We start from the raw sequence: 19,279 nt of genomic DNA, 5'->3' as shown, positions 1-19,279 counted from the left end.
GCGGTCCGCAATCTACTCCGGCGGCAGGTCGAACGGGTCGTCCTCGCGCTCTTCCGACCGGGTCCGCAATTCGACCGACCGTTCGGGCGCGGCAAGGGGGTCGAGCTGCAGCAACTCGTCCGCCTCGGGCCGCGTTTCCGCGCCGTAGGGGGCGGGCGGAAGCGTTTGCGGCGCGACCGGCTGCAACTGCGCTTGTTGGCCGCATGCCGCCAGACCGAGGACCGAAAGGACAATCGCGAGTTTCTTCATTCATCCATTCCCAGCACCCGGCGCGCCTCGGCCACCCGGCCCTGTACCTGCTCCGGCGCGGTTCCGCCATAGGAGGCGCGGCTGGCGACCGAGGCATCGACAGAGAGAGCGTCGTAGACACGGTCGTCGATGCGACTATCGATTTCTTGCAACACGTTCAGTGATAGCTGGTCGAGCGCCACGCCATCCGCCTCGGCTCGTTTGACAGCCGCGCCGGTGATATGGTGCGCCTCGCGGAACGGAATATCGGCCTCGCGTACCAGCCAGTCGGCAAGATCGGTCGCAGTGGCATAGCCAAGTTCGGCAGCCTCGCGCATCCTTTCGGTGCGAAACGTGCTGCCCGCGACCATGCCTTCCATCGCTGCAATGCTGAGGGTGAGCAGTCCGGCCGCCTCGAAAACCGGAGGTTTGTCGTCCTGCATATCCTTCGAATAGGCGAGGGGGAGGCCCTTCATCGTCATCATCAGCGCGGTGTTGCAGCCGATAATGCGGCCTGCATGCCCGCGCACGAGCTCTGCGGCGTCGGGGTTTTTCTTCTGCGGCATGATCGAGCTGCCGGTGCTAAGTGTATCCGGCAGGCGAACGAAGCCGAAGGGCTGGCTCGCCCAAATGATGAATTCCTCTGCTAGCCGCGATAGGTGCAGCGCGCACTGACTGGCGGTGGTGAGGTAATCGAGCGCGAAATCGCGATCCGATACGGCGTCGAGGCTATTGGCAGTCGGCCGTGCGAAACCCAGCGCGTCTGCGGTGCCAGAACGGTCGATCGGGAAGCCGGTACCGGCTAATGCCGCGCTGCCCAATGGGCATTCGTCCATCCGCGCCCGCGCATCGGAAAAGCGGCTGCGGTCGCGGCGGATCATCTCATAATAGGCCATCAGGTGGTGGCCGAGCGTGATCGGCTGCGCGGTCTGCAAATGGGTGAAGCCCGGCATGATGCTGGCAGCATGTTCGCTAGCACGGGTGACGAGCGCGCGTTGCAGGGCGGCAAGACCGCGATCCGCTTCGTCGATGGCATCGCGAACCCAAAGGCGGAAGTCGGTCGCCACCTGGTCGTTGCGACTCCGCGCGGTATGGAGCCGCCCAGCCGCCGGACCGATCAGTTCGGCGAGGCGGCTCTCGGTAGTCATGTGGATGTCTTCGAGGTCCCAGTCCTCCGGCACCCCATCCGCCTCGTATTCGGCGGCGATCCGGTCGAGCCCGTCGGCGATTGCGTCCGCATCCTCGCGCGTCACGATGTCCTGCGCCGCCAGCATCGCGACATGCGCCTTCGAGGCGGTAATGTCCTGCCGCCAGAGTGCCTTGTCGAACGGGATCGAAGCGTTGATTTCGCGCATGATCGCGCTAGGTCCTTCGGCGAACCTTCCGCCCCACATCGCATTGGAACTGCCCGTGTCCCGTTTATCGCTCATCTTCGTCCTTACGCTCGGCCTCGGTCTGGCCGCGTGCGATAGGGGCGAGCCGGAGGCGGTGCAAGAAAGCCCGGCTAGTGACAACGCAACTGCGCCTGCAGGCGAGATCAACCGAAGTCAGGCGGGCACCCTGATGCCGGCGGTCAATTTGCGCGATCCGGCGGGGCGGGAACTGAACCTCGGCGCGCTGCAAGGCACGCCGGTGTTACTGAACCTGTGGGCCACATGGTGCGCGCCGTGCGTCAAGGAGATGCCGTTGCTGGACGGAGTGGCAGCGGATTACGACGAGCAATTGCACGTCATTACGGCAAGCCAGGACATGGGCTCGCCCGAAAAGGTCAGCGCCTTTTTCGCCGAGCGAAACCTTGAATATCTCGAACCGTGGATCGATCCGCAGATGGAATTGAGCGAAGTTTTGGGCGGCGGCGTGTTGCCGACGACTGTGCTTTACGATTCGCTCGGCCGCGAAGTGTGGCGGGTCACAGGCGATTTCGACTGGTCGAGCGAGGAGGCGAGGACCGCCATCGACGAAGCGATGGATCCGATGCCATCATGATCGCGGAGTATTTTCCGCAAGCCATTCCCCTGCGCGGGTTCATCGGTGGGCTGCTGATCGGGCTCGGCGCGGCGGTGTTCCTCATCGGAAGCGGTCGGATCGCCGGTATCAGCGGCCTGTTCGCGCGCACCCTCGGCCTCGCGACCGGGCCGTTCGATCGCGGAGCATTGTGGTTCACGCTGGCTCTGATCGGCGGGGCGGTTCTCGTGTCGCTGATCGACGGACCAGTAGTGCAGCGCTTTCCGCCGCACTGGCTCTATCTCGCGGTTGGCGGAGTGATCGTCGGCTTCGGAACCCGGCTCGGCAGTGGATGCACCAGCGGGCATGGCGTGTGCGGAATGTCGCGCCTCTCGAAGCGTTCGATCCTTGCAACCTTCACCTTCATGGGGTTCGGCATTGTGACCGTCGCCACGATGCGCGCCGTCGGGTTGGGTTGGTAAGCATGCGGACAGGTTACCCCATCCTTGCCGGCTTGCTCTTCGGTGCGGGTCTGGCGATATCCGGCATGCTGGACCCGGCGCGGGTGCGGGCCTTTCTCGACGTCTTCGGCGATTGGGATCCGACGTTGGCGTTCGTCATGGGCGGGGCGCTTATCGTAATGGCGGCGGCGTGGGCGGTGCAGCGGCGGATGAACACCAGCCTTGCGGGTACTAATTTCGACCTGCCCGATACCACCACCATCGATACCCGGCTGGTCGGCGGAGCGGCCATGTTCGGAATTGGGTGGGGTATTGCGGGCCTATGCCCCGGGCCCGCTGTTGCCTCGCTCGGCACGGCGATCGGTCCCGCCGCGATTTTCGTCGTCTCGATGGCTATGGGCGTTGCATTGCAGCGCGTACTCGTTCGGTAGTGCAAAAAATGAATGCTGGATGGCAAAACTGCGATGGGAGTTGCAAAGCATAGAACTCATGGTGCGCGAGTTTCATCCCAATTGTCGCAGCATTCGGCTATAGAGCCGTCATGTTCGACCAAGCCGACGCCCTGTTGCTGGCCCGTATCCAGTTCGCTTTCACGGTCAGCTTCCATTTCATCTTCCCCGCCTTTTCCATCGGACTCGCCAGCTACCTGGCGGTTCTGGAAGGGCTGTGGCTGAAAACCGGCAAGCCGCTTTACAAGGATCTGTTCAAATACTGGCTCAAGATCTTTGCGATCGCCTTCGCCATGGGTGTCGTCAGCGGGATCGTGATGAGTTACCAGTTCGGCACAAACTGGTCGGTCTTTTCGGACGTTACCGGGCCGATCCTCGGGCCGCTGATGGCATACGAGGTGCTGACCGCCTTCTTCCTCGAAGCGGGCTTCCTCGGCGTGATGCTGTTCGGCATGAACCGGGTCGGCAAGAAACTCCATTTCTTCGCGACGGTCATGGTCGCCGTCGGCACGTTCATCTCCGCCTTCTGGATCCTCAGCGTCAACAGCTGGATGCAGACGCCCGTCGGCTGGAGCGTGGGCGCCAATGGGCAATTGCTGCCTGAGGCGAGCTGGTTCGAGATCGTTTTCAGCCCCAGTTTTCCTTACCGCCTCGTCCATACGGTGATCGCGGCGTACCTGACCACGGCGTTCGTCGTAGGCGGCGTGGGCGCATGGCATCTGCTCAAGGACAAGACGAACCAGCACGCTCGCAAGATGTTCTCGATGGCAATGTGGATGGCGGCAATCGTCGCACCGATTCAGATTTTTGCCGGTGACATGCACGGGCTCAACACAATGGAGCACCAGCCGCAAAAAGTCATGGCCATGGAGGGGCATTACGAAAGCCACCCCGACGGCGCGCCGCTCTACCTGTTCGGCATTCCGAACGACGAGGAACAGCGGCTGGATTACGCGATCGGCATCCCGAAGCTTTCCAGCCTGATTCTGAAGCACGAACTCGACGCGCCGCTTGCCGGGCTCGACACTATTCCCGATGCTGATCAGCCACCTGTGCTGCCGGTGTTCTTCGCCTTCCGCATCATGGTCGGGATCGGGTTCGCGATGCTCGGCATCGGGCTGTGGAGTCTGTTCGCGCGCTATCGCAAGAAACTGTACGACTGGCCGTGGTTGCACAAGGCGGCGCTTGTCATGGGACCGTCCGGCTTCGTGGCGGTCATCGCCGGATGGATCACGACCGAGGTCGGGCGCCAGCCCTTCACGGTCTATGGCGTGCTGCGCACCGCGCAATCGGCCAGCCCCCTCGATGCGCCGGCCGTCGCCGCCTCGCTGCTCGCTTTCGTGGTGATCTATTTCGCCGTCTTCGGCGCGGGCACGTGGTATATCCTGCGTTTGATGAGCCATCCTCCGCATTTGGGCGAAAAGGGCGTCCGCCAGACCGAGAAGGGGCCGGTGCGTACTGCGGGCATCACGCCGGGACCGACCCAGAATCCGGGTCATAACCACGATCCCTTGCCCGAACATCAGGTGGAGCCCGCGGAATGAGCGTCGATGTCGATCTCACCACCGTCTGGGCTTTCATCATCGCCTTCGCCGTCTTTGCTTATGTGGTGATGGACGGGTTCGATCTCGGGATCGGTATCCTGTTTCCCACTTTCGATGTCGGGCCGGAGCGGGACCGGGCGATGAATTCCATCGCACCCGTGTGGGACGGCAACGAGACCTGGCTGGTGCTCGGCGCAGGCGGGCTGTTCGCGGCGTTCCCACTGGCCTATGCCATCGTCCTGCCGGCGACCTATCCACTGATCATCGCCATGTTGCTGGGTCTGGTATTCCGGGGCGTCGCCTTCGAATTTCGGTGGCGCGATCCGGGACATCGCAAGCTGTGGGATATCGCCTTTACGGGCGGAAGTTTCGTAGCCGCAATGGCGCAGGGAATGACGCTGGGCGCATTGCTGCAAGGCGTAACGGTCGACGGGCGCGCCTATGCGGGCAGCTGGTTCGACTGGTTCACACCCTACACGCTGCTGACCGGGCTGGGCACCGTGGCGGGCTATGCGCTGCTCGGCGCGACGTGGCTGGTATGGAAGCTCGACGGCGAGAGCCAGCACCACGCGCGCCAGCTCGGCAAGCGAGCCGCCTGGGCGACCTTCGTGCTGATGGGCGGGGTCAGCGTGTACAATCTCGTTCTGAACGCCGAATATGCCGAACGTTGGCTGACCGCGCCGGAAATCTACTACGCCGCCCCGGTGCCGATCGTGACCGGACTGGTCGCCTTGGCCTTGCTGCGAGCGCTGTCGGTCGAACGGCATTCCAAGCCGTTCTGGCTCAGCATCGCGCTGTTCTTCATGGGGATGGCGGGGTTGGGCGTGACCATGTGGCCCTATATCGTGCCGCCGGGCATCACCATCTGGGACGCCGCCGCCCCGGAGAAGAGCCAGATCTTCATGCTGGTGGGCACCGCGATCATCATGCCAATCATCCTCGGCTATACCGCTTGGGCTTATTGGGTATTCCGCGGGAAGACCGAATACGAAGGTTATCACTGATGCGCTTCGATCCGCTGGACGGTGCGGACGACGCGCGCGAAGTGCCGCTGTGGCGGCGCGTCGCATGGATGGCCGCGATCTGGCTCGGCAGCGTTACCATGCTCGGCGCAGTCGCTTACGTCTTGCGGTTGTGGCTGGCTTGAGAACCGTGGTGGGCGATGACGGGCTCGAACCGCCGACCCTCTCGGTGTAAACGAGATGCTCTACCAACTGAGCTAATCGCCCCACGGTGGCCCGTCACATAGCGGGCGTGACCCGAAAATCAATCACCGCTATCGCGCTTCGCGAAATGAGCGCACATCTGACAGTTCTCGCCACCGGCGGCACCATCGCGGGCATCGCCGGCTCCGCTATCGGTCACGAATACAATGCGGGCGAGATCGGCATCGACGCTTATCTCGAAAAGGTCGGCGGGCTCGGCTTGTCAGCCGTGCTGTCCGGCAAGCAGATCGCCAATATCGATTCGGCCGACATGGGGCCGCCGGTATGGAACGCGCTGTATTTCGCCATGCGCGCCGCGCTCGCTGACGAGGCGTGCGATGGCGTGATCGTCACGCACGGGACAGATACGCTTGAGGAAACCGCGTTTCTGCTCGACCTGACGATCCCTGCAAGAAAGCCGGTGGTGGTGGTCGGCGCGATGCGGCCCGCCGACGCGGTCGGCTATGACGGCTTGCGCAATTTCGCGAACGCGGTGCGGGTGGCGAGCGACGGCGATGCGGCAGGGCGCGGCGTGCTTGTGGTGATGGGCGACCGTGTGTTCGCCGCGCGCGATGTGCGCAAGGTCCGCACGCGCGGGGCTGATGCCTTTCGCGGCTTTCCGCGCGGATCGGTCGGGCTGGTGACGCCCGCCGCGCTCGATTGGTTCGGCGCACCGTGGCGGCGGGATTTGGGCGCGATGTTCGAATGGCATGACGACCTGCCGCCGGTCGCGGTGGTGTATCTCTACGCCGGTGTAGTGGTGGACGATGTCGTGCGGCAGATCGGCGAGGATACACAGGGAGTGGTCATCGCCGGAGTTGGCGAGGGCAATATGCCCGAACCGGTGCGCCGATACCTCGCCGACCTCAAGGCGCACGGCGTCGTTGTGGTACGGGCAAGTCGGGCGGACGAGGGGCTGGTCGACCGCGAGGCGGACGATGACGCGAACGGCTTCGTCGCCGCCCGCGCTCTCAATCCGCAGAAAGCCCGCATCCTGCTGCAGGTGCTGCTCGCCAACGCAATACGCGCGCCGGAGGATATCCAGCGCGCGTTCGACGGGCGATGAGTTCCGCCAGAAGTTTGGATGACTGACGGACTCAGTTTATTATCCGTTGGGCACAACCAGATACTTCTCGCCCGTTTTCATCTGGCGGTAGTCCAGGATAGCGTCCTTCGTCAGCATGCCTTCGAGGTCGACCTTCGTCTTGTAGCTGCTGGCGAACGTCGTCGTCAGGTTGTCGAGCACGCGCTTCCTCATCCGCAGGTTAGTTTCCATGCCCGCCTGCTGGAGGAACGGCGTCAGCAGCCAGCCCGAAAGCGTCCATCCGAACCCGTAGCTCGGCGTAAGCGTGGTCGGCCCCATGTCGAGCCGGCCGTAGATGAACATGCGTTTCTGCTGGTTCGAGCCGTAGCGCGAATATTCGGTCATCTTGGCCGAGGCGACCTGCTCCATCGCCTTGAAGCAGCTATCGACCATCTTGCCGCCGCCGATCGGATCGAAACCGTAATAGGCGTCCGTTTCGTCGATCGCCGACTTGAGCTGAGCCATGAAATCGCCGTCGGACGAGTTCACAATATGGGTCGCGCCCTGATCCTTGAGCAACTGGACCTGATCGTCCTTCCGCACGATGTTTACGAGGCCCATTCCGTCTTCGAGGCAGATACGGTTGAGCATCTGACCGAGGTTCGATGCACCGACTGTGTGGAGGATCGCATTCTGCCCGTCCATCTTTGCGTTCTCGACGAAGCCCAGCGCCGTCATCGGATTGACGAAGCTGGATGCGCCGTCCTCCGCGCTGTTGTCGCCCAGCGGCAAGCACATATTCGCATCGGCGAGCGCATATTCGCTGTAGGCATGACCGGGTACACAGGCGACGCGCTGGCCCATCAGGCCCTTCGCCATGTCGCTGTCGCCCACCGCGACGACGGTGCCGGCGCCTTCATTGCCGGCCGGCAGACGCTGGCCGTGGCGGGCCTTCTGCCCCGAATTGAACGGCTCGGGCATCTTGGCGACGACCTTTCCGCTCGAATAGTCCGCATTCTCGAAATCCGCTGCTCCGGTCAGGATCGCGAGGTCGGACGGATTGATCGGTGCCGCTTCCATCTTGACCAGCACCTGATTGCCGGTCGGATCCTTAAAGGTGCTTTCGGCGATCTCGAGCGTCAGCGTGCCGTCGCTGTCGAGCGTGGTGAAAAGCTGTTTACCGGTCGTGGTCATATTCCTCTCCTGCTGTTTGTTGTTTCGAGGCTTCAACCTGCCATCAGGTCGAACGGCAAGGACTTTCTCCGCACGTCATCAGGGTGACGGAGCGTCACTGCGGGTAAATCGCCTCGACAAAATACAAGCCGTGCGGCGGAGCATTCAGTCCGAGTTCCTGCCGGTCGCGCGCCGTTAGCGCTTTTGCCATGCGACCGACCTCCCATCGCCCCATGCCGACCAGCGCGAGGCAGCCGACCATGCTGCGCACCTGATGATGGAGAAAACTGCGCGCTGCGGCGTGGATGAGGACGCGCTCGCCATCCCGTTCGACATCCAGCCGGTCGAGCGTCTTGAGAGGACTTGCGGACTGGCAGTGGGCTGAGCGGAAGGTGGTGAAATCGTGCAAGCCGACCAAAGCCTGCGCCGCCTCGTGCATAGCCCGTTCATCGAGCGGCTGCGCCACCTGCCATGCGCGGTCCTTCTCCAGCGTCAACGGCGCACGGCGATTGGCGATGCGATAGACATAGCGCCGACCGATACAGGTGAATCGAGCGTGCCAGTTGTCGGGCACGATCTCGCATGCCGTAACCGCGATGGGGTCGGGGCGAAGCTGTGCGTTAAGAGCCTCCATAAAGCGAAACGGTGCGATGTCCTTCGCAATATCGAGATGACTGCGCATGGCAAGCGCGTGGACGCCGGTATCCGTTCGCCCGGCGCTGGCGAGGATGACCTCCTCGCCGGTAATGCGCTGCGCTGCTTGCTCTACCGCTTGCTGCACGCTCGGCCCGTGTGGCTGGCGTTGAAGGCCGAAGAACGGTGTACCGTCGAATTCTAGGGTGAGTGCGAAGCGGGTCATCGGTTCGTATGTCGAAGGCTATGCGCGTACATCAGCCCAACCGCGTCCCGACAGCCACCGAATTACCTCGCAGAAAAGTCTCCAAATCCATCGCAGGCTTGCCCGCGCGTTGCAGCTTCACCGGACGGATAGCGCCATCGCCGCAGGCAATTGTAAGGCGCTCGTCCAGCACGTCGCCCGCCTCACCGTCGCCGTTTATGGCCTCCGCCTGGAGTAGCTTCATCCGGTCGCCGCCAAGCTCGAACCAGGCACCGGGGAACGGCGCCAAGCCGCGCACCCGCCGCTCGATCTCAATCGCAGATTTCGCCCAGTCGATCCGCGCCTCCGCCTTGTCTATCTTCGGCGCGTGAGTTGCTTCCGCATCGTCCTGCGAGATAGGATGGAGCGCATCCAGGTCGATCAGCGTGCCGACCATCAGTTGCGCGCCCAGTTCGGCCAGTTCCTCGGTCAGCTCGCCGGTGGTCTTATCTTCGATTGGCGTGCGCACGGTCGCCACCATGGGGCCAGTGTCGAGCCCGGCTTCCATTTGCATGATCGTCACCCCCGTCACGGGATCGCCTGCCATGATTGCGCGGTGAATTGGCGCCGCCCCGCGCCAGCGCGGCAGGATCGAGGCGTGAACGTTGAGGCACCCATGCTTTGGCGCATCGAGAACAGTTTGCGGCAGGATCAGCCCATAGGCCGCGACTACCGCGATATCGGCATCGAGCGCGGCGAACCGCTCCTGTTCCTCTGACGACTTGAGCGACGTAGGATGGCGCACCTCGATGCCCTGCCGCTCGGCCAATTGGTGAACGGGTGTCTTGGTCAATTCCTTCCCGCGTCGGCCGCCGGGGCGGGGCGGCTGGGTATAGACGCAGACCACCTCGTGCGCCGCGTCCAGCAGCGCCTGCAAGGTCGGTACCGCGAATTCGGGCGTTCCCATGAAGACGATCCGCATCACTCTGCCCCTTGTAAAATTGGCGGTTTGGGCAAAGCTTGTCGAAGCCCTGCCTTTTCGTTGTGCCGCCCTTAAAGAGAAGTGCGGCCCTTCGACAAGCTTGGGGCGAACGGAAAGGAACCGAAGCGCTTGGCTTCTCAGGAAATCGAAACCCTCGCCGCCGCGTTGGCCCGTCTGCCCGGCCTTGGCCCGCGGAGTGCTCGCCGCGCGGTGTTGTGGCTGGTCAAGCGGCGCGAAAGCGCACTGCCTGCATTGCTCGAAGCGCTGGCAACGGTGGGCGAGGCGTTGGTCGAATGCCAGGTGTGCGGCAATGTCGACACCACCGATCCGTGCGGCATCTGCGCCGACCCCCGACGCGACGGCAAGGGACTATGTGTAGTAGAAGATGTCGCCGACCTATGGGCGCTCGACCGGGCCAAGCTGTTCACGGGCAAGTATCACGTGCTCGGCGGCAAGCTGTCGGCATTGGACGGCATTCGACCCGAAGATCTCAACATTGCCAACCTGCTCTCCCGCGTGGAGGAGGGCGGCATCGACGAGATCGTCCTCGCCATGAACGCCACACTGGAGGGTCAGACCACCGCCCATTACCTCGCCGAGCGGCTGGAGGATTTTCCCGTCCGGATCACGCAACTCGCCCACGGGCTACCGGTCGGCGGCGAGCTCGATTACCTTGACGAGGGTACGCTCGCACAGGCGCTTAGGGCGCGGAGACCGCTCGGCTAGGCGATCACTGTAAGCAGGGCATTCTGATTGAATTTGCGTACCCGTGCGATTATCTCGCGCTTCATGGCTATCCGCGAAATTCTCGAAGTGCCGGACCCCCGGCTGAAAACAATATCCGAACCCGTTACCGCATTCGACGACGAGTTGAAGACGCTCGTCTCCGACATGTTCGAGACGATGTACGATGCGCCGGGCATCGGCCTCGCCGCGATCCAGGTCGGCGTGCCGAAGCGCGTGCTGGTGATCGATCTGCAGCCGGACGATCCCGATGCGGAACCGGAAGTCTGCAACCACGGCGGGCATGAGCATACCCACCAGCCGACGAAGCGCGAACCGCGGGTGTTCGTGAACCCCGAAATCCTCGACCCGGCGGAAGAACTGGCCGTGTATCAGGAAGGCTGCCTTTCGGTTCCCGAAATCTATGCCGATGTGGACCGTCCGGCGACCTGCCGCGTCCGCTATCAGGATCTCGAGGGTGAAACGCACGAGGAGGACATGGAGGGCCTGATGGCCACCTGCATCCAGCACGAGATGGATCACCTCGAAGGCATCCTGTTCATCGACCATCTCTCGCGGTTGAAGCGCAACATGGCACTGAAGAAGCTCAACAAGCTTCGCACCGCCGCCTGACCCCAAAACGAAAAAGCCCCGCTCACCGGCGGGGCTTTTTGTTTCAGGCGCTGGCGGTTAGCCTTGGCGATTGTCCGCCATCAATTGCGTCGCTTTCTTCACGTCGCGAATCACTTCCTCGCACATCTGCGCGCAACGCTTGCAATGCGGATCGTCGTGCTGCTTGCAGAGTTCGTGGCATTGCTCGCAGGCGATGATCGTTGCCGCGCCGATCGCCTTGATCGCCGGCACATTGCCGTGCGTTCGGCGGCTCGCCATGCGATAGAACGCGGTGCAGGCGTCGCTCGCATCGAGGCAACGGCGGATGCATTCGGCCCGTTCCTTGGCGTTTTCTTCGGCCAAACAGGCATCGGCGCACGAATTCATAATCGCCGCGCCGTACATGGCGTGCTTCACGGCTTCGCCCAGTTCGTCGTTGTAATCGTCGCCCACCGCCGGGTGGTCTTGAATCATTTCCTTGATCGACATCGCGAAATTTCTCCTTCGCCTTTCCGAGCGAACGGAGCGGGGGATTGGTTCCGTGCGAGGCTTGGAGCACGCGCGCGTTCCGACTATGTTCTGCGCCATGGAAACGATGGCTTTGATTTTCGTAGCGGTCGCACTGCTCGGCGGCATAGGTGTAGGCTGGATCCTCGGTCATAAAGCCGGATCCGGGCCGGTGAACGACTGGATGGCGCGCCATGCGGAACGGGACAGCGAAGCCAGGGAACTGGACGACAAGTTTCGCCGCGCCATCGTCGATCTCGAAAACGCGACTGTCCGGGCAGAACGGGCCGATGCGCTGGACCGCGAACTGCGCGAAGCGCGTGCCGATCATCAGCGCACGCTCGACGAAACGCGAGCAGGACACGAACAGGCAATGGAAGACCTTCGTGGGCGACATGGTGAAGTTTCGGCGGAGCTTGCCACGCTGCGCGAGAAGACTGCCAATTTCGACGAGCAGAAGCGCCTTCTGGTCGAGGCGCGCGAGGAATTGCTGAAGGAATTCCAGAACACGGGGTCCGCCGTGCTGTCAAAGGCGCAGGAGGCGTTCCTGGAGCGTGCAAATGAGCGGCTTGGCCATTCGGAGAAAACCTCGGAAGCGAAGCTCAAGGCTTTGCTCGATCCCGTCGGCGAGCGGCTCGCAAAATACGAGCGGCAGGTGGCGGACCTCGAAGAAAAGCGCACCGATGCCTTCGGGCGGCTGCACCAGCAGATCGTCGAGATGCAGCGCGGGCAGGAAGAGGTCAGGCGCGAGGCGCAGCGGCTCGGCAACAGCTTGACGAATGCCCCCAAGGCGCGCGGCCGCTGGGGGGAGCGGGCGTTGCAGAACGTGCTCGAACAATGCGGGCTGTCGGAGCATACCGACTTCATTCTGGAGCATTCGGTCGAGACCGAGGGCGGGCGGCTGCGACCCGATGCCATCGTTAAGGTGCCGGGGCAGAAGAAGCTGGTGATCGACGCCAAGGTCTCGCTCAATGCCTATCAGGCGGCATTCGAAGCGGATAACGACGACGAGCGCGGGCGTCACATGGACCTTCATGCGAAATCGATGCGCAATCATGTGCAGACGCTCGGCTCCAAATCCTACCAGAGCCAGTTCGACGATTCGCCCGACTACGTGGTCATGTTCGTGCCGGGCGAGCATTTCGTCGCGGCTGCGCTCGAACATGATCCGGAACTGTGGGACTTCGCCTTTCGTAACAAGGTGCTGCTCGCGACGCCGACCAACCTCGTCGCCATCGCGCGCACCGTCGCGCAGGTCTGGCGGCAGGACACGATCGCGAACGAGGCGATGGAAATCGGCAAGGCCGGCGCGGAATTATACGACCGGCTCGCTATCGCGGCGGAGCATATGAAACGCGTAGGCGGCGGGCTGGAAACCGCGGTCAACAATTACAATAAATTCGTCGGCAGCTTCGAGCGCAACGTCTTGTCCTCCGGCAGGCGCCTGGCCGACAAGGGTATCGAGATCGGCAAGCGCGAGATCGAGGAAGTGCCCAAGGTCGAAGCCAGCCCGCGTTACAATAACGACGATTTTACGGAACAGGCTTCGCTGGCGGCGGTTGAACAGCAAAAATAGGGATAGTTACGGGAAGGTTGCACAATGCGTTCTGTGGTTCTGGCGGCCGCCATCTGGGCGCTCGCAGCATGCGGATCGAGCGATCAAACCAGCAATATGACTGTGGCCGGAACCGAACTTCCCGAACAGCCGACCACGCCGCCGAAGGGGCGGCTCGCGCCCCGCAACGAATGCATCGAACTTCCCGGAGCGAAGGAGTTCTTTGTATCGTTGGAAAAGGCAATCAAGGACCGCAACGCCGATGCCTTGCTCGGCATCACCGCGCCGGGCGTGCGGCTCGACTTCGGCGCCGGGGGAGGGTTGACCGCCTTCCGCGAGCGCCTCGAGGCGAGCGACAGCCAGCTTTGGGCGGAGCTCGACCGGATCGTCGCCCTGGGATGCGCCGTCGATGACGGCGGCAACATGGTTCTCCCATGGTATTTCGCGCAGGACCTGAAAGTCGACGATCCCTTTGCAGCGATGATCGTCACAGGATCGGACGTACCAGTCCTCTCGGAGCCGAATGCGATTGCATCGCCCATCGAACGCATATCGTGGGACACGGTGACGGCGGTGGACGGGCCACCCAAAAACGGTTTTGCGCAAGTCCGTACTACGTCTGGCGGAGAGGGTTTCGTTGCAGCGGACAAACTCCGCAGCCTCGTGGATTACCGCCTATATGTCTCCGGACAGAACGGCAACTGGCATATTACGAGCTTCGTCTCGGGCGATTGACGCCGCCCCGGTTTAGCGCGTGTCCAGTTGCGCCAAGACCTCGTATGCCAATACTGCCGCCGCGACCGCTGCGTTGAGGCTGTCGGCGCGCCCCTTCATCGGCATGGTCACACGAAGATCGCAGGCGTCCTCGTATTCGTCGGGGAGACCGCGTGATTCGTTTCCGACCAGTACGAAGCAGGGCGCTGCATAGGCCGCGCCGCGATAGGGCACGGCGTCTCTCAGTGAGGCGGCCGCCAATTGCCCTTCTCCGGCCCGCAACCACAAGACAAATTCCTCCCATGAGGCTTGTGCGAGCGACTGCGTGAAGATCGCGCCCATGCTCGCGCGCACGGCTTCCACCGAAAACGGATCCGCGCAATCATCGATCAGGATTAGCCCGCCCGCACCCACGGCATCCGCGGTGCGCAACATCGTGCCGAGATTGCCCGGATCGCGCAGCGCTTGCGCGACCAGCCAGATATCGCTGCGCGTGCGATCGATGGCTGCGAGCGACGTATCGAACTCCGCGAACACTCCGGCGACGGATTGCACGTTTTCCTTCCCGGTGATCTTGGAAAGAATGTCCGGCGAGGTCTCAATGATTTCGCCGCCTGCCGCCTCCACATCGTGCTCCAAAACGTCGAGCAATGGGTGGGCATCGCGCCGATCGGACAGGACGAGTATTTCGGGGATATGCCCGCATTCGCGCGCATCGGTCAGCAGCCGCAGCCCTTCGGCCAGAAACCGACGCTCGCGGCGGCGGTGCTTCTTGTCGCGCAACTGGCGAAGCGCCTTGACGGTCGGGTTGGAAAACCCGGTAATCGTGCGGCGGGTCATCCGGCGGGCGCCTGACGTCTCACGGTTCGCCGAAGCCGTCTTCCACCAGCGCGGCAAGTTCGTCCATCACGGCGTCGCACGCCTCGCCCTCCACGACCAACTCGATCGTATCGCCCTTGGCCGCCCCCAGCATCATGAGGCCCAGAATAGAACCGCCAGCAGCCTCATTGCCGTCTTTCGCGACGCGCACGGAGCAGCCCGGCGGCAGCTGGCTGACGATGCCGACGAACTTCGCACTGGCGCGCGCATGCAGCCCACGCTGGTTTACGATCGTCAGCGTGCGGCGAACCTCGCTCAAGAGCCGGACCGCGCCGTTTCGAGGTCCTGCCCGAGGAACTCGCTGGCCACCGTGATGTAGTTGCGGCCGGCGGTTTGAGCGGCCGCCACCGCGTCCGTCACATCCATCGCTTTACGCGCGCCCGCGAGGCGGATGAGCATGGGCAGGTTGATGCCCGCGATGACCTCGATCCGCCCGGCATCGAGCAGCGAGATGGCAAGATTGGAAGGCGTGCCCCCGAACAGGTCGGTCAGGATGATCGCGCCGTTTCCGCTGTCCACCTTGGCGATGGCATCGGCGATGTCCTTGCGCCGACGTTCCATATCGTCATTCGGCCCGATGCAGATGGTTGCCACATCGTCCTGCGGACCGACGACGTGTTCCATCGCATCGATGAAAGTCTCCGCCAGCTTGCCATGGGTGACAAGGATCATACCGATCATGCGTGAAATACGTCCTGCATAGCTCGCGCCTCTGGCGCTCGGTCGTTAACCGTAATCATGGCGGGAATCAGCGGCGCTCGAGCGGATCGGCGGGCCGGCTTCCCAAATTTCTATGCTGTATGGTGGGCGAAAATCCGGCATCACGCAAGACCTGCCCGGCACGCTCTGCGGTATAGACCGAGCGATGTCTCCCTCCGGTACAGCCGAAAGCGATGTTGAGGTAGCTGCGGCCTTGCGCTTCGTACCGTGGTAGCAGATCGAGCAGCAGATCGGCCATTTTCGCGAACGCCGGTCCGAAACCCGGGTCGTTATCGATATGCTGCGCGACATCGCCATCGAGCCCGGTCTGTTCGCGAAGCCCCGGAACCCAGTGGGGATTGTCGAGAAAGCGCATGTCGAACACGAGATCGGCCAGCGGCGGCATCCCACGCGCGAAACCGAAGCTGGTGATCGTTATCGTGAGGCCGGTATCGGCGGGCGCGGCGAAACGCTCACGCATGGTCTGCTGCAACTGGTGGACCGAGAGGTTCGTCGTATCGATGACGATGTCCGCTCGGCGGCGCAACGGTGCCAGCATCTCGCGGTCGGCGGCAATGCCGTCTACTATCGGGCGGCCGCGCGCCAAGGGGTGTGGGCGACGCGTCTCGTTGTAGCGACGTTCGATTTCGGTACTCGCGGCATCCAGAAACAGGATCGCCATTTCGATGCCGCCGGAAGAAAGATCGTCGTCCAGTTGGGCGAGCGTGCCGCTGTCGAAACCGCGCGTTCGGGAATCAAATCCGACGGCGAGGCGTGTGTCGCCTTGCTGCGCGAGCAGAGATGAGAGGAGGCGAACGGGGAAGTTATCAATGGTTTCCCAGCCGAGATCGTCCAGCACCTGCAAGGCGGTCGATTTGCCCGCTCCGGAAAGACCGGTGACGATCAAGACGCTCTGGCCCTCCGAGCGGTCGCGGTCATGCATCATGTGTCGATCCTCTGCGTTGAAACGGGCGTCAGGCCATAAGTCCGTAGCGCATATTCCGCCCGGATTGCCTGCGCAGGATCACCGGGCCGGAATTCGATGGCGGGTACGGCGTGTCCGGCGACGTCCCGCATTGCTGGCTGATCGATAAACCGGGATGCGGTCTCGGACATCGACAGCAAAAGACAGATCGGCGCGCACGTACATTCCGCCGCGACAATCCCGACATTGCGGACCTCGATCAGCCCGCGGGTTCTATCCGCGGGATAGGCGGTCAAGCAGCCTTTCGATCGCAGTTCGATCCCGTCGTCGCCGATCAGCGTAGCCCCGCGATCGATCAGCATCAGCGCGAGGGACGTCTTTCCGCTGCCGGGTGGCCCTTCGATGAGTATTCCGCGCCCGCCGATCGCAACAGCCGTGACATTGGGCAGCAGACGCCCTGTCATGCCGCGGCCGGCAGGTTGAGCGACAGGCATGCCCCGTCGGTCCCGTCGCCGCGACCGTGCGCGGTAAGCGTACCTTCGTGCGCTTCCGCGATGGCCCTACCGATGGCGAGGCCAAGACCCGAATGATTTCCGAAATCCTCGCTCTCGGGGCGGTCGGAGTGGAAGCGCAGGAACACCTTTTCGCGTTTGTCTTCCGAGATACCAGGCCCTTCGTCGCATACCGAAAGGACGATCCGGTTGTCCCGCCGCTTCAACGTAACGAGGATTTCGCCACCGGGCGGTGAGAACGACACCGCGTTGTCGAGCAGGTTCTGCAGCACCCGCTCCAATCGCATGCCGACGCCCATGACCTGCCAGAGCCCGTCGTTCTGCACCGCCAAATTGACGCGGCGTCCGGCATTCTCGTCCCGCGCTTCGCGGCTGGCGACGACGTTTTGCACGAGCGCAGACAGATCCAACCTCTCGAATTCGGTTCGGGAGATTTCTGCGTCGATACGACTGGCGTCGGAAATTTCCGTAACGAGCCGATCGATCCGCCGTACATCGTGCGTCGCGATATCGAGCAGTTGGGCGCGCAGCGCGGGATCGTCGACCTTGGCAAGCGACTCGGTCGCGCTGCGGAGCGATGCGAGGGGGTTCTTGATCTCGTGCGCGACATCCGCGGCGAAACTTTCAACCGCATCGATCCGTGTGCGTAAAGCGCCCGTCATATCGGAGACGGCGCGGGCGAGCATGCCGATTTCGTCGTGCCGGTCGGGCAGACGCGGTACCTCGACTCTGCGATCGCGTCCCTGCCGCACCCGAACGGCGGCCTCGACCAATTCGCGCAAGGGACGAACGATCGTGCGTGCGAGGAAGAGAGAGAGCAACGTCGATACGAGAAGAAACAGCAGCACGATAACGGCCACCGTTGTTCGGGCCGCCCTGACCCGCTCCGTTATGTCGACCGGATTGCGGGTGAGAAGCAGCGTGTCGCCATCGAGACCGACCGGCGCGGCGGCATTGATGACGTGGGTTCCGTCCGGTGCATCGCGCAGAACGATCTGCGTCAGGCTTTCCTCCCGTGCGCGGGTCAGTTCGGGCCAGTCGGCCACATCGTCGCGCGGCGGTTCGACATAATCGGGGAGGGAGGGGGCATCGACCACGCGGTCGAATAACCGGTCGAGCTGCAATGCGAACGCGTCGCGATCGACATCCGCCGCATCGGGCAGGGCGAAACTCGGCGCGGCAAGAGAGAAACTGTCTGCTTCCAGTTCGCCATCGGCATTGTAAACACGCAGCCGCAGGCGTTGCTCCTTGCCGATCTGGATGAGCAGCGCCTCCTGCCTTTGGGGCGTGGCGCCCGCCAAGGCTTCGGCGGTGATCTGCGCTTCCACGAGCGCCAGCTTGAAGCGCTCGTCGAGCAAACTCTTGCGATAGCTGTCGAGATAGAGAACGCCGCCGCCCAGTAGAACGAGGGGCAGCACGTTCACCAGCAGGATACGCCCGGTCAGCGAAAGGTGGTTCGACCAGCGAAGTTTTCGCAATCGCGGATCGTCCCGAAGCCCGCGCGGTTCAGCCATCGGTGAAACTGTAGCCGGCTCCATAAAGGGTCTCGATCGCCGCAAATTCGGAGTCGACGCTGCGGAACTTGCGGCGCATGCGCTTGATATGGCTGTCTACCGTGCGATCGTCGACGAACACATCGTCGGGATAGGCGGCGTCCATCAACTGGTTGCGGCTCTTGATTACGCCGGGATGCAGGGCCAGCGCCTCCAGCAGAAGGAATTCGGTCACAGTTAGGGAAACGGCGCGACCGTCCCAGGTCACATGGTGGCGGGCCGGGTCCATCTGCAAGCGACCACGCTCGATCACTTCGCCGGCAGGTTCGTCCAGAACGAGTTCGCCTGCATCCTGCGGACGGCGTGCCTCGCTGCGCCGCAGGATCGCGCGGATGCGGGCAAGGAGTAGTCGCAGGCTGAAGGGTTTGGCGATGTAATCGTCGGCCCCCATCTCGAACCCCGCTTCCTCGTCCTCTTCCTCGTCCTTGCTGGTGAGGAAGATCACGGGGAGGGGGGAGCGCTCCCGCAATCTGCGCAGCAGTTCCATACCGTCCATCTTCGGCATCTTGATATCGAAGATGGCAAGGTCCGGCGGGTTATGCATCAAGGCGCCGAGCGCCGCCTCGCCGTCCGAATAGACCCGGGTCGCGAAGCCTTCAGCCTGCAAGGCGATCGATACGGTGGTCAAAATATTACGATCGTCGTCGACGAGTGCGATCACGGTACGGTCGCCCTGTTGCGGCGGGGCGTCAGTTGCGGCTGCGTGCTCCATCGTGGGTGCGGATAGACGCTATGCCGGGCGAAAACAATTCACCCTGTCTCGATTTGGAAAG

24 protein-coding genes and 1 tRNA gene are annotated in these 19,279 nt (G+C 63.0%); 11 read left to right on the top strand and 14 right to left on the bottom strand.

Annotated elements, in window-relative coordinates; translation table 11 throughout:
- Positions 1-12: 12 nt before the first annotated feature.
- Together E3U23_RS06310 and argH are read right to left on the bottom strand one after the other, a co-directional pair.
- Complete coding sequence (locus tag E3U23_RS06310; RefSeq protein ID WP_279350379.1) at positions 13-249, bottom strand: hypothetical protein; 237 nt, start codon at positions 247-249, stop codon at positions 13-15.
- Positions 246-1,622 (bottom strand): argininosuccinate lyase, encoded by a 1,377-nt coding sequence (gene argH / locus E3U23_RS06305; protein WP_279350785.1) that lies wholly within the window; start codon positions 1,620-1,622, stop codon positions 246-248. Before argH ends, E3U23_RS06310 begins: the two co-directional genes overlap by 4 nt.
- Positions 1,623-1,638: 16 nt before the next feature.
- On the opposite strand from argH, the gene E3U23_RS06300 reads away from it, so the two are divergent.
- The 6 genes from E3U23_RS06300 to E3U23_RS06275 all read left to right on the top strand — a co-directional run bounded on the left by E3U23_RS06300 (position 1,639) and on the right by E3U23_RS06275 (position 5,773).
- On the top strand, positions 1,639-2,214 hold the full coding sequence (locus tag E3U23_RS06300; protein ID WP_279350378.1) for a TlpA family protein disulfide reductase: 576 nt from the start codon (positions 1,639-1,641) through the stop codon (positions 2,212-2,214).
- Positions 2,211-2,654 carry a YeeE/YedE family protein gene (locus E3U23_RS06295; RefSeq protein WP_279350377.1) on the top strand — a complete coding sequence of 148 codons (444 nt, stop codon included), beginning with the start codon at positions 2,211-2,213 and terminating at the stop codon, positions 2,652-2,654. The genes E3U23_RS06300 and E3U23_RS06295 overlap by 4 nt, the downstream gene beginning before the upstream one ends.
- A 2-nt stretch (positions 2,655-2,656) precedes the next feature.
- Positions 2,657-3,064 carry a DUF6691 family protein gene (locus E3U23_RS06290; RefSeq protein ID WP_279350376.1) on the top strand — a complete coding sequence of 136 codons (408 nt, stop codon included), beginning with the start codon at positions 2,657-2,659 and terminating at the stop codon, positions 3,062-3,064.
- 110 nt (positions 3,065-3,174) lie between these two features.
- Positions 3,175-4,626 (top strand): cytochrome ubiquinol oxidase subunit I, encoded by a 1,452-nt coding sequence (locus tag E3U23_RS06285; RefSeq protein WP_279350375.1) that lies wholly within the window; start codon positions 3,175-3,177, stop codon positions 4,624-4,626.
- On the top strand, positions 4,623-5,630 hold the full coding sequence (cydB, locus tag E3U23_RS06280; RefSeq protein WP_279350374.1) for a cytochrome d ubiquinol oxidase subunit II: 1,008 nt from the start codon (positions 4,623-4,625) through the stop codon (positions 5,628-5,630). The genes E3U23_RS06285 and cydB overlap by 4 nt, the downstream gene beginning before the upstream one ends.
- Entirely contained in the window at positions 5,630-5,773 is a 144-nt protein-coding gene (locus tag E3U23_RS06275; protein WP_279350373.1) for a DUF2474 domain-containing protein, read from the top strand. Before cydB ends, E3U23_RS06275 begins: the two co-directional genes overlap by 1 nt.
- A 6-nt stretch (positions 5,774-5,779) precedes the next feature.
- On the opposite strand, the gene E3U23_RS06270 is transcribed toward E3U23_RS06275, so the two are convergent.
- Positions 5,780-5,855 (bottom strand) — tRNA-Val (locus E3U23_RS06270).
- A gap of 64 nt (positions 5,856-5,919) precedes the next feature.
- Between E3U23_RS06270 and E3U23_RS06265 the strand changes: the two genes are divergently transcribed.
- Positions 5,920-6,897, top strand: a complete 978-nt coding sequence (locus E3U23_RS06265; protein WP_279350372.1) for an asparaginase — start codon at positions 5,920-5,922, stop codon at positions 6,895-6,897.
- Positions 6,898-6,936: 39 nt separating this feature from the next.
- On the opposite strand, the gene E3U23_RS06260 is transcribed toward E3U23_RS06265, so the two are convergent.
- The 3 genes from E3U23_RS06260 to fmt all read right to left on the bottom strand — a co-directional run bounded on the left by E3U23_RS06260 (position 6,937) and on the right by fmt (position 9,827).
- Positions 6,937-8,049 carry a zinc-binding dehydrogenase gene (locus E3U23_RS06260; RefSeq protein WP_279350371.1) on the bottom strand — a complete coding sequence of 371 codons (1,113 nt, stop codon included), beginning with the start codon at positions 8,047-8,049 and terminating at the stop codon, positions 6,937-6,939.
- A 94-nt stretch (positions 8,050-8,143) separates the two neighbouring features.
- The gene (gene truA, locus E3U23_RS06255) at positions 8,144-8,887 is read right to left on the bottom strand and encodes a tRNA pseudouridine(38-40) synthase TruA (protein ID WP_279350370.1); all 744 of its coding nucleotides are present in this window, start codon (positions 8,885-8,887) and stop codon (positions 8,144-8,146) included.
- A 31-nt stretch (positions 8,888-8,918) separates the two neighbouring features.
- Positions 8,919-9,827 (bottom strand): methionyl-tRNA formyltransferase, encoded by a 909-nt coding sequence (gene fmt, locus E3U23_RS06250; protein ID WP_279350369.1) that lies wholly within the window; start codon positions 9,825-9,827, stop codon positions 8,919-8,921.
- Positions 9,828-9,956: 129 nt separating this feature from the next.
- Here fmt and recR point away from each other — a divergent pair, with 129 nt between their 5' ends.
- Together recR and def are read left to right on the top strand one after the other, a co-directional pair.
- The gene (gene recR, locus E3U23_RS06245) at positions 9,957-10,553 is read left to right on the top strand and encodes a recombination mediator RecR (RefSeq protein ID WP_279350368.1); all 597 of its coding nucleotides are present in this window, start codon (positions 9,957-9,959) and stop codon (positions 10,551-10,553) included.
- A 63-nt stretch (positions 10,554-10,616) separates the two neighbouring features.
- Positions 10,617-11,183, top strand: a complete 567-nt coding sequence (gene def, locus E3U23_RS06240; RefSeq protein WP_279350367.1) for a peptide deformylase — start codon at positions 10,617-10,619, stop codon at positions 11,181-11,183.
- A gap of 57 nt (positions 11,184-11,240) precedes the next feature.
- Here def and E3U23_RS06235 read toward each other — a convergent pair whose 3' ends face one another.
- Positions 11,241-11,651 (bottom strand): four-helix bundle copper-binding protein, encoded by a 411-nt coding sequence (locus E3U23_RS06235; RefSeq protein ID WP_279350366.1) that lies wholly within the window; start codon positions 11,649-11,651, stop codon positions 11,241-11,243.
- Positions 11,652-11,748: 97 nt separating this feature from the next.
- Here E3U23_RS06235 and rmuC point away from each other — a divergent pair, with 97 nt between their 5' ends.
- Positions 11,749-13,245 carry a DNA recombination protein RmuC gene (gene rmuC / locus E3U23_RS06230; protein WP_279350365.1) on the top strand — a complete coding sequence of 499 codons (1,497 nt, stop codon included), beginning with the start codon at positions 11,749-11,751 and terminating at the stop codon, positions 13,243-13,245.
- 24 nt (positions 13,246-13,269) lie between these two features.
- A complete protein-coding gene (locus tag E3U23_RS06225) occupies positions 13,270-13,959 on the top strand; it encodes a hypothetical protein (protein WP_279350364.1) in 690 nt (229 codons plus the stop codon).
- A gap of 12 nt (positions 13,960-13,971) precedes the next feature.
- Here E3U23_RS06225 and E3U23_RS06220 read toward each other — a convergent pair whose 3' ends face one another.
- The 7 genes from E3U23_RS06220 to E3U23_RS06190 form a co-directional block, all read right to left on the bottom strand.
- Positions 13,972-14,778, bottom strand: coding sequence for a TrmH family RNA methyltransferase (locus tag E3U23_RS06220; protein ID WP_279350363.1), 807 nt, complete (start codon positions 14,776-14,778; stop codon positions 13,972-13,974).
- A 19-nt stretch (positions 14,779-14,797) separates the two neighbouring features.
- On the bottom strand, positions 14,798-15,076 hold the full coding sequence (locus tag E3U23_RS06215) for an HPr family phosphocarrier protein (RefSeq protein ID WP_279350362.1): 279 nt from the start codon (positions 15,074-15,076) through the stop codon (positions 14,798-14,800).
- A complete protein-coding gene (locus E3U23_RS06210) occupies positions 15,073-15,498 on the bottom strand; it encodes a PTS sugar transporter subunit IIA (protein WP_279350361.1) in 426 nt (141 codons plus the stop codon). Before E3U23_RS06210 ends, E3U23_RS06215 begins: the two co-directional genes overlap by 4 nt.
- Positions 15,499-15,565: 67 nt before the next feature.
- Positions 15,566-16,462: an RNase adapter RapZ gene (rapZ, locus tag E3U23_RS06205; protein ID WP_279350360.1), complete on the bottom strand. Its 897-nt coding sequence runs from the start codon at positions 16,460-16,462 to the stop codon at positions 15,566-15,568.
- Positions 16,459-16,905 (bottom strand): HPr kinase/phosphorylase, encoded by a 447-nt coding sequence (locus E3U23_RS06200; protein WP_279350359.1) that lies wholly within the window; start codon positions 16,903-16,905, stop codon positions 16,459-16,461. Before E3U23_RS06200 ends, rapZ begins: the two co-directional genes overlap by 4 nt.
- Positions 16,902-18,467: a sensor histidine kinase gene (locus E3U23_RS06195; RefSeq protein WP_279350357.1), complete on the bottom strand. Its 1,566-nt coding sequence runs from the start codon at positions 18,465-18,467 to the stop codon at positions 16,902-16,904. The genes E3U23_RS06200 and E3U23_RS06195 overlap by 4 nt, the downstream gene beginning before the upstream one ends.
- Complete coding sequence (locus E3U23_RS06190) at positions 18,460-19,218, bottom strand: response regulator transcription factor (protein ID WP_279350356.1); 759 nt, start codon at positions 19,216-19,218, stop codon at positions 18,460-18,462. The genes E3U23_RS06195 and E3U23_RS06190 overlap by 8 nt, the downstream gene beginning before the upstream one ends.
- Positions 19,219-19,279: the final 61 nt, after the last annotated feature.

This window comes from Erythrobacter litoralis, assembly GCF_029760855.1.
GTDB classification, from domain to species: domain Bacteria; phylum Pseudomonadota; class Alphaproteobacteria; order Sphingomonadales; family Sphingomonadaceae; genus Qipengyuania; species Qipengyuania litoralis_A.
Note: the sequence above shows the minus strand (reverse complement) of the source record. Positions and strands in the feature narration are given on the sequence as shown.

Coding starts and splice junctions, on each gene's coding strand:
- E3U23_RS06310 (WP_279350379.1), bottom strand. CDS start 249: ATGAAGAAACTCGCGATTGTCCTTTCGGTCCTCGGTCTGGCGGCATGC.
- argH (WP_279350785.1), bottom strand. CDS start 1,622: ATGTGGGGCGGAAGGTTCGCCGAAGGACCTAGCGCGATCATGCGCGAA.
- E3U23_RS06295 (WP_279350377.1), top strand. CDS start 2,211: ATGATCGCGGAGTATTTTCCGCAAGCCATTCCCCTGCGCGGGTTCATC.
- E3U23_RS06290 (WP_279350376.1), top strand. CDS start 2,657: ATGCGGACAGGTTACCCCATCCTTGCCGGCTTGCTCTTCGGTGCGGGT.
- E3U23_RS06285 (WP_279350375.1), top strand. CDS start 3,175: ATGTTCGACCAAGCCGACGCCCTGTTGCTGGCCCGTATCCAGTTCGCT.
- cydB (WP_279350374.1), top strand. CDS start 4,623: ATGAGCGTCGATGTCGATCTCACCACCGTCTGGGCTTTCATCATCGCC.
- E3U23_RS06275 (WP_279350373.1), top strand. CDS start 5,630: ATGCGCTTCGATCCGCTGGACGGTGCGGACGACGCGCGCGAAGTGCCG.
- E3U23_RS06265 (WP_279350372.1), top strand. CDS start 5,920: ATGAGCGCACATCTGACAGTTCTCGCCACCGGCGGCACCATCGCGGGC.
- E3U23_RS06260 (WP_279350371.1), bottom strand. CDS start 8,049: ATGACCACGACCGGTAAACAGCTTTTCACCACGCTCGACAGCGACGGC.
- truA (WP_279350370.1), bottom strand. CDS start 8,887: ATGACCCGCTTCGCACTCACCCTAGAATTCGACGGTACACCGTTCTTC.
- fmt (WP_279350369.1), bottom strand. CDS start 9,827: ATGCGGATCGTCTTCATGGGAACGCCCGAATTCGCGGTACCGACCTTG.
- def (WP_279350367.1), top strand. CDS start 10,617: ATGGCTATCCGCGAAATTCTCGAAGTGCCGGACCCCCGGCTGAAAACA.
- E3U23_RS06235 (WP_279350366.1), bottom strand. CDS start 11,651: ATGTCGATCAAGGAAATGATTCAAGACCACCCGGCGGTGGGCGACGAT.
- rmuC (WP_279350365.1), top strand. CDS start 11,749: ATGGAAACGATGGCTTTGATTTTCGTAGCGGTCGCACTGCTCGGCGGC.
- E3U23_RS06225 (WP_279350364.1), top strand. CDS start 13,270: ATGCGTTCTGTGGTTCTGGCGGCCGCCATCTGGGCGCTCGCAGCATGC.
- E3U23_RS06220 (WP_279350363.1), bottom strand. CDS start 14,778: ATGACCCGCCGCACGATTACCGGGTTTTCCAACCCGACCGTCAAGGCG.
- E3U23_RS06210 (WP_279350361.1), bottom strand. CDS start 15,498: ATGATCGGTATGATCCTTGTCACCCATGGCAAGCTGGCGGAGACTTTC.
- rapZ (WP_279350360.1), bottom strand. CDS start 16,462: ATGATGCATGACCGCGACCGCTCGGAGGGCCAGAGCGTCTTGATCGTC.
- E3U23_RS06200 (WP_279350359.1), bottom strand. CDS start 16,905: ATGACAGGGCGTCTGCTGCCCAATGTCACGGCTGTTGCGATCGGCGGG.
- E3U23_RS06195 (WP_279350357.1), bottom strand. CDS start 18,467: ATGGCTGAACCGCGCGGGCTTCGGGACGATCCGCGATTGCGAAAACTT.
- E3U23_RS06190 (WP_279350356.1), bottom strand. CDS start 19,218: ATGGAGCACGCAGCCGCAACTGACGCCCCGCCGCAACAGGGCGACCGT.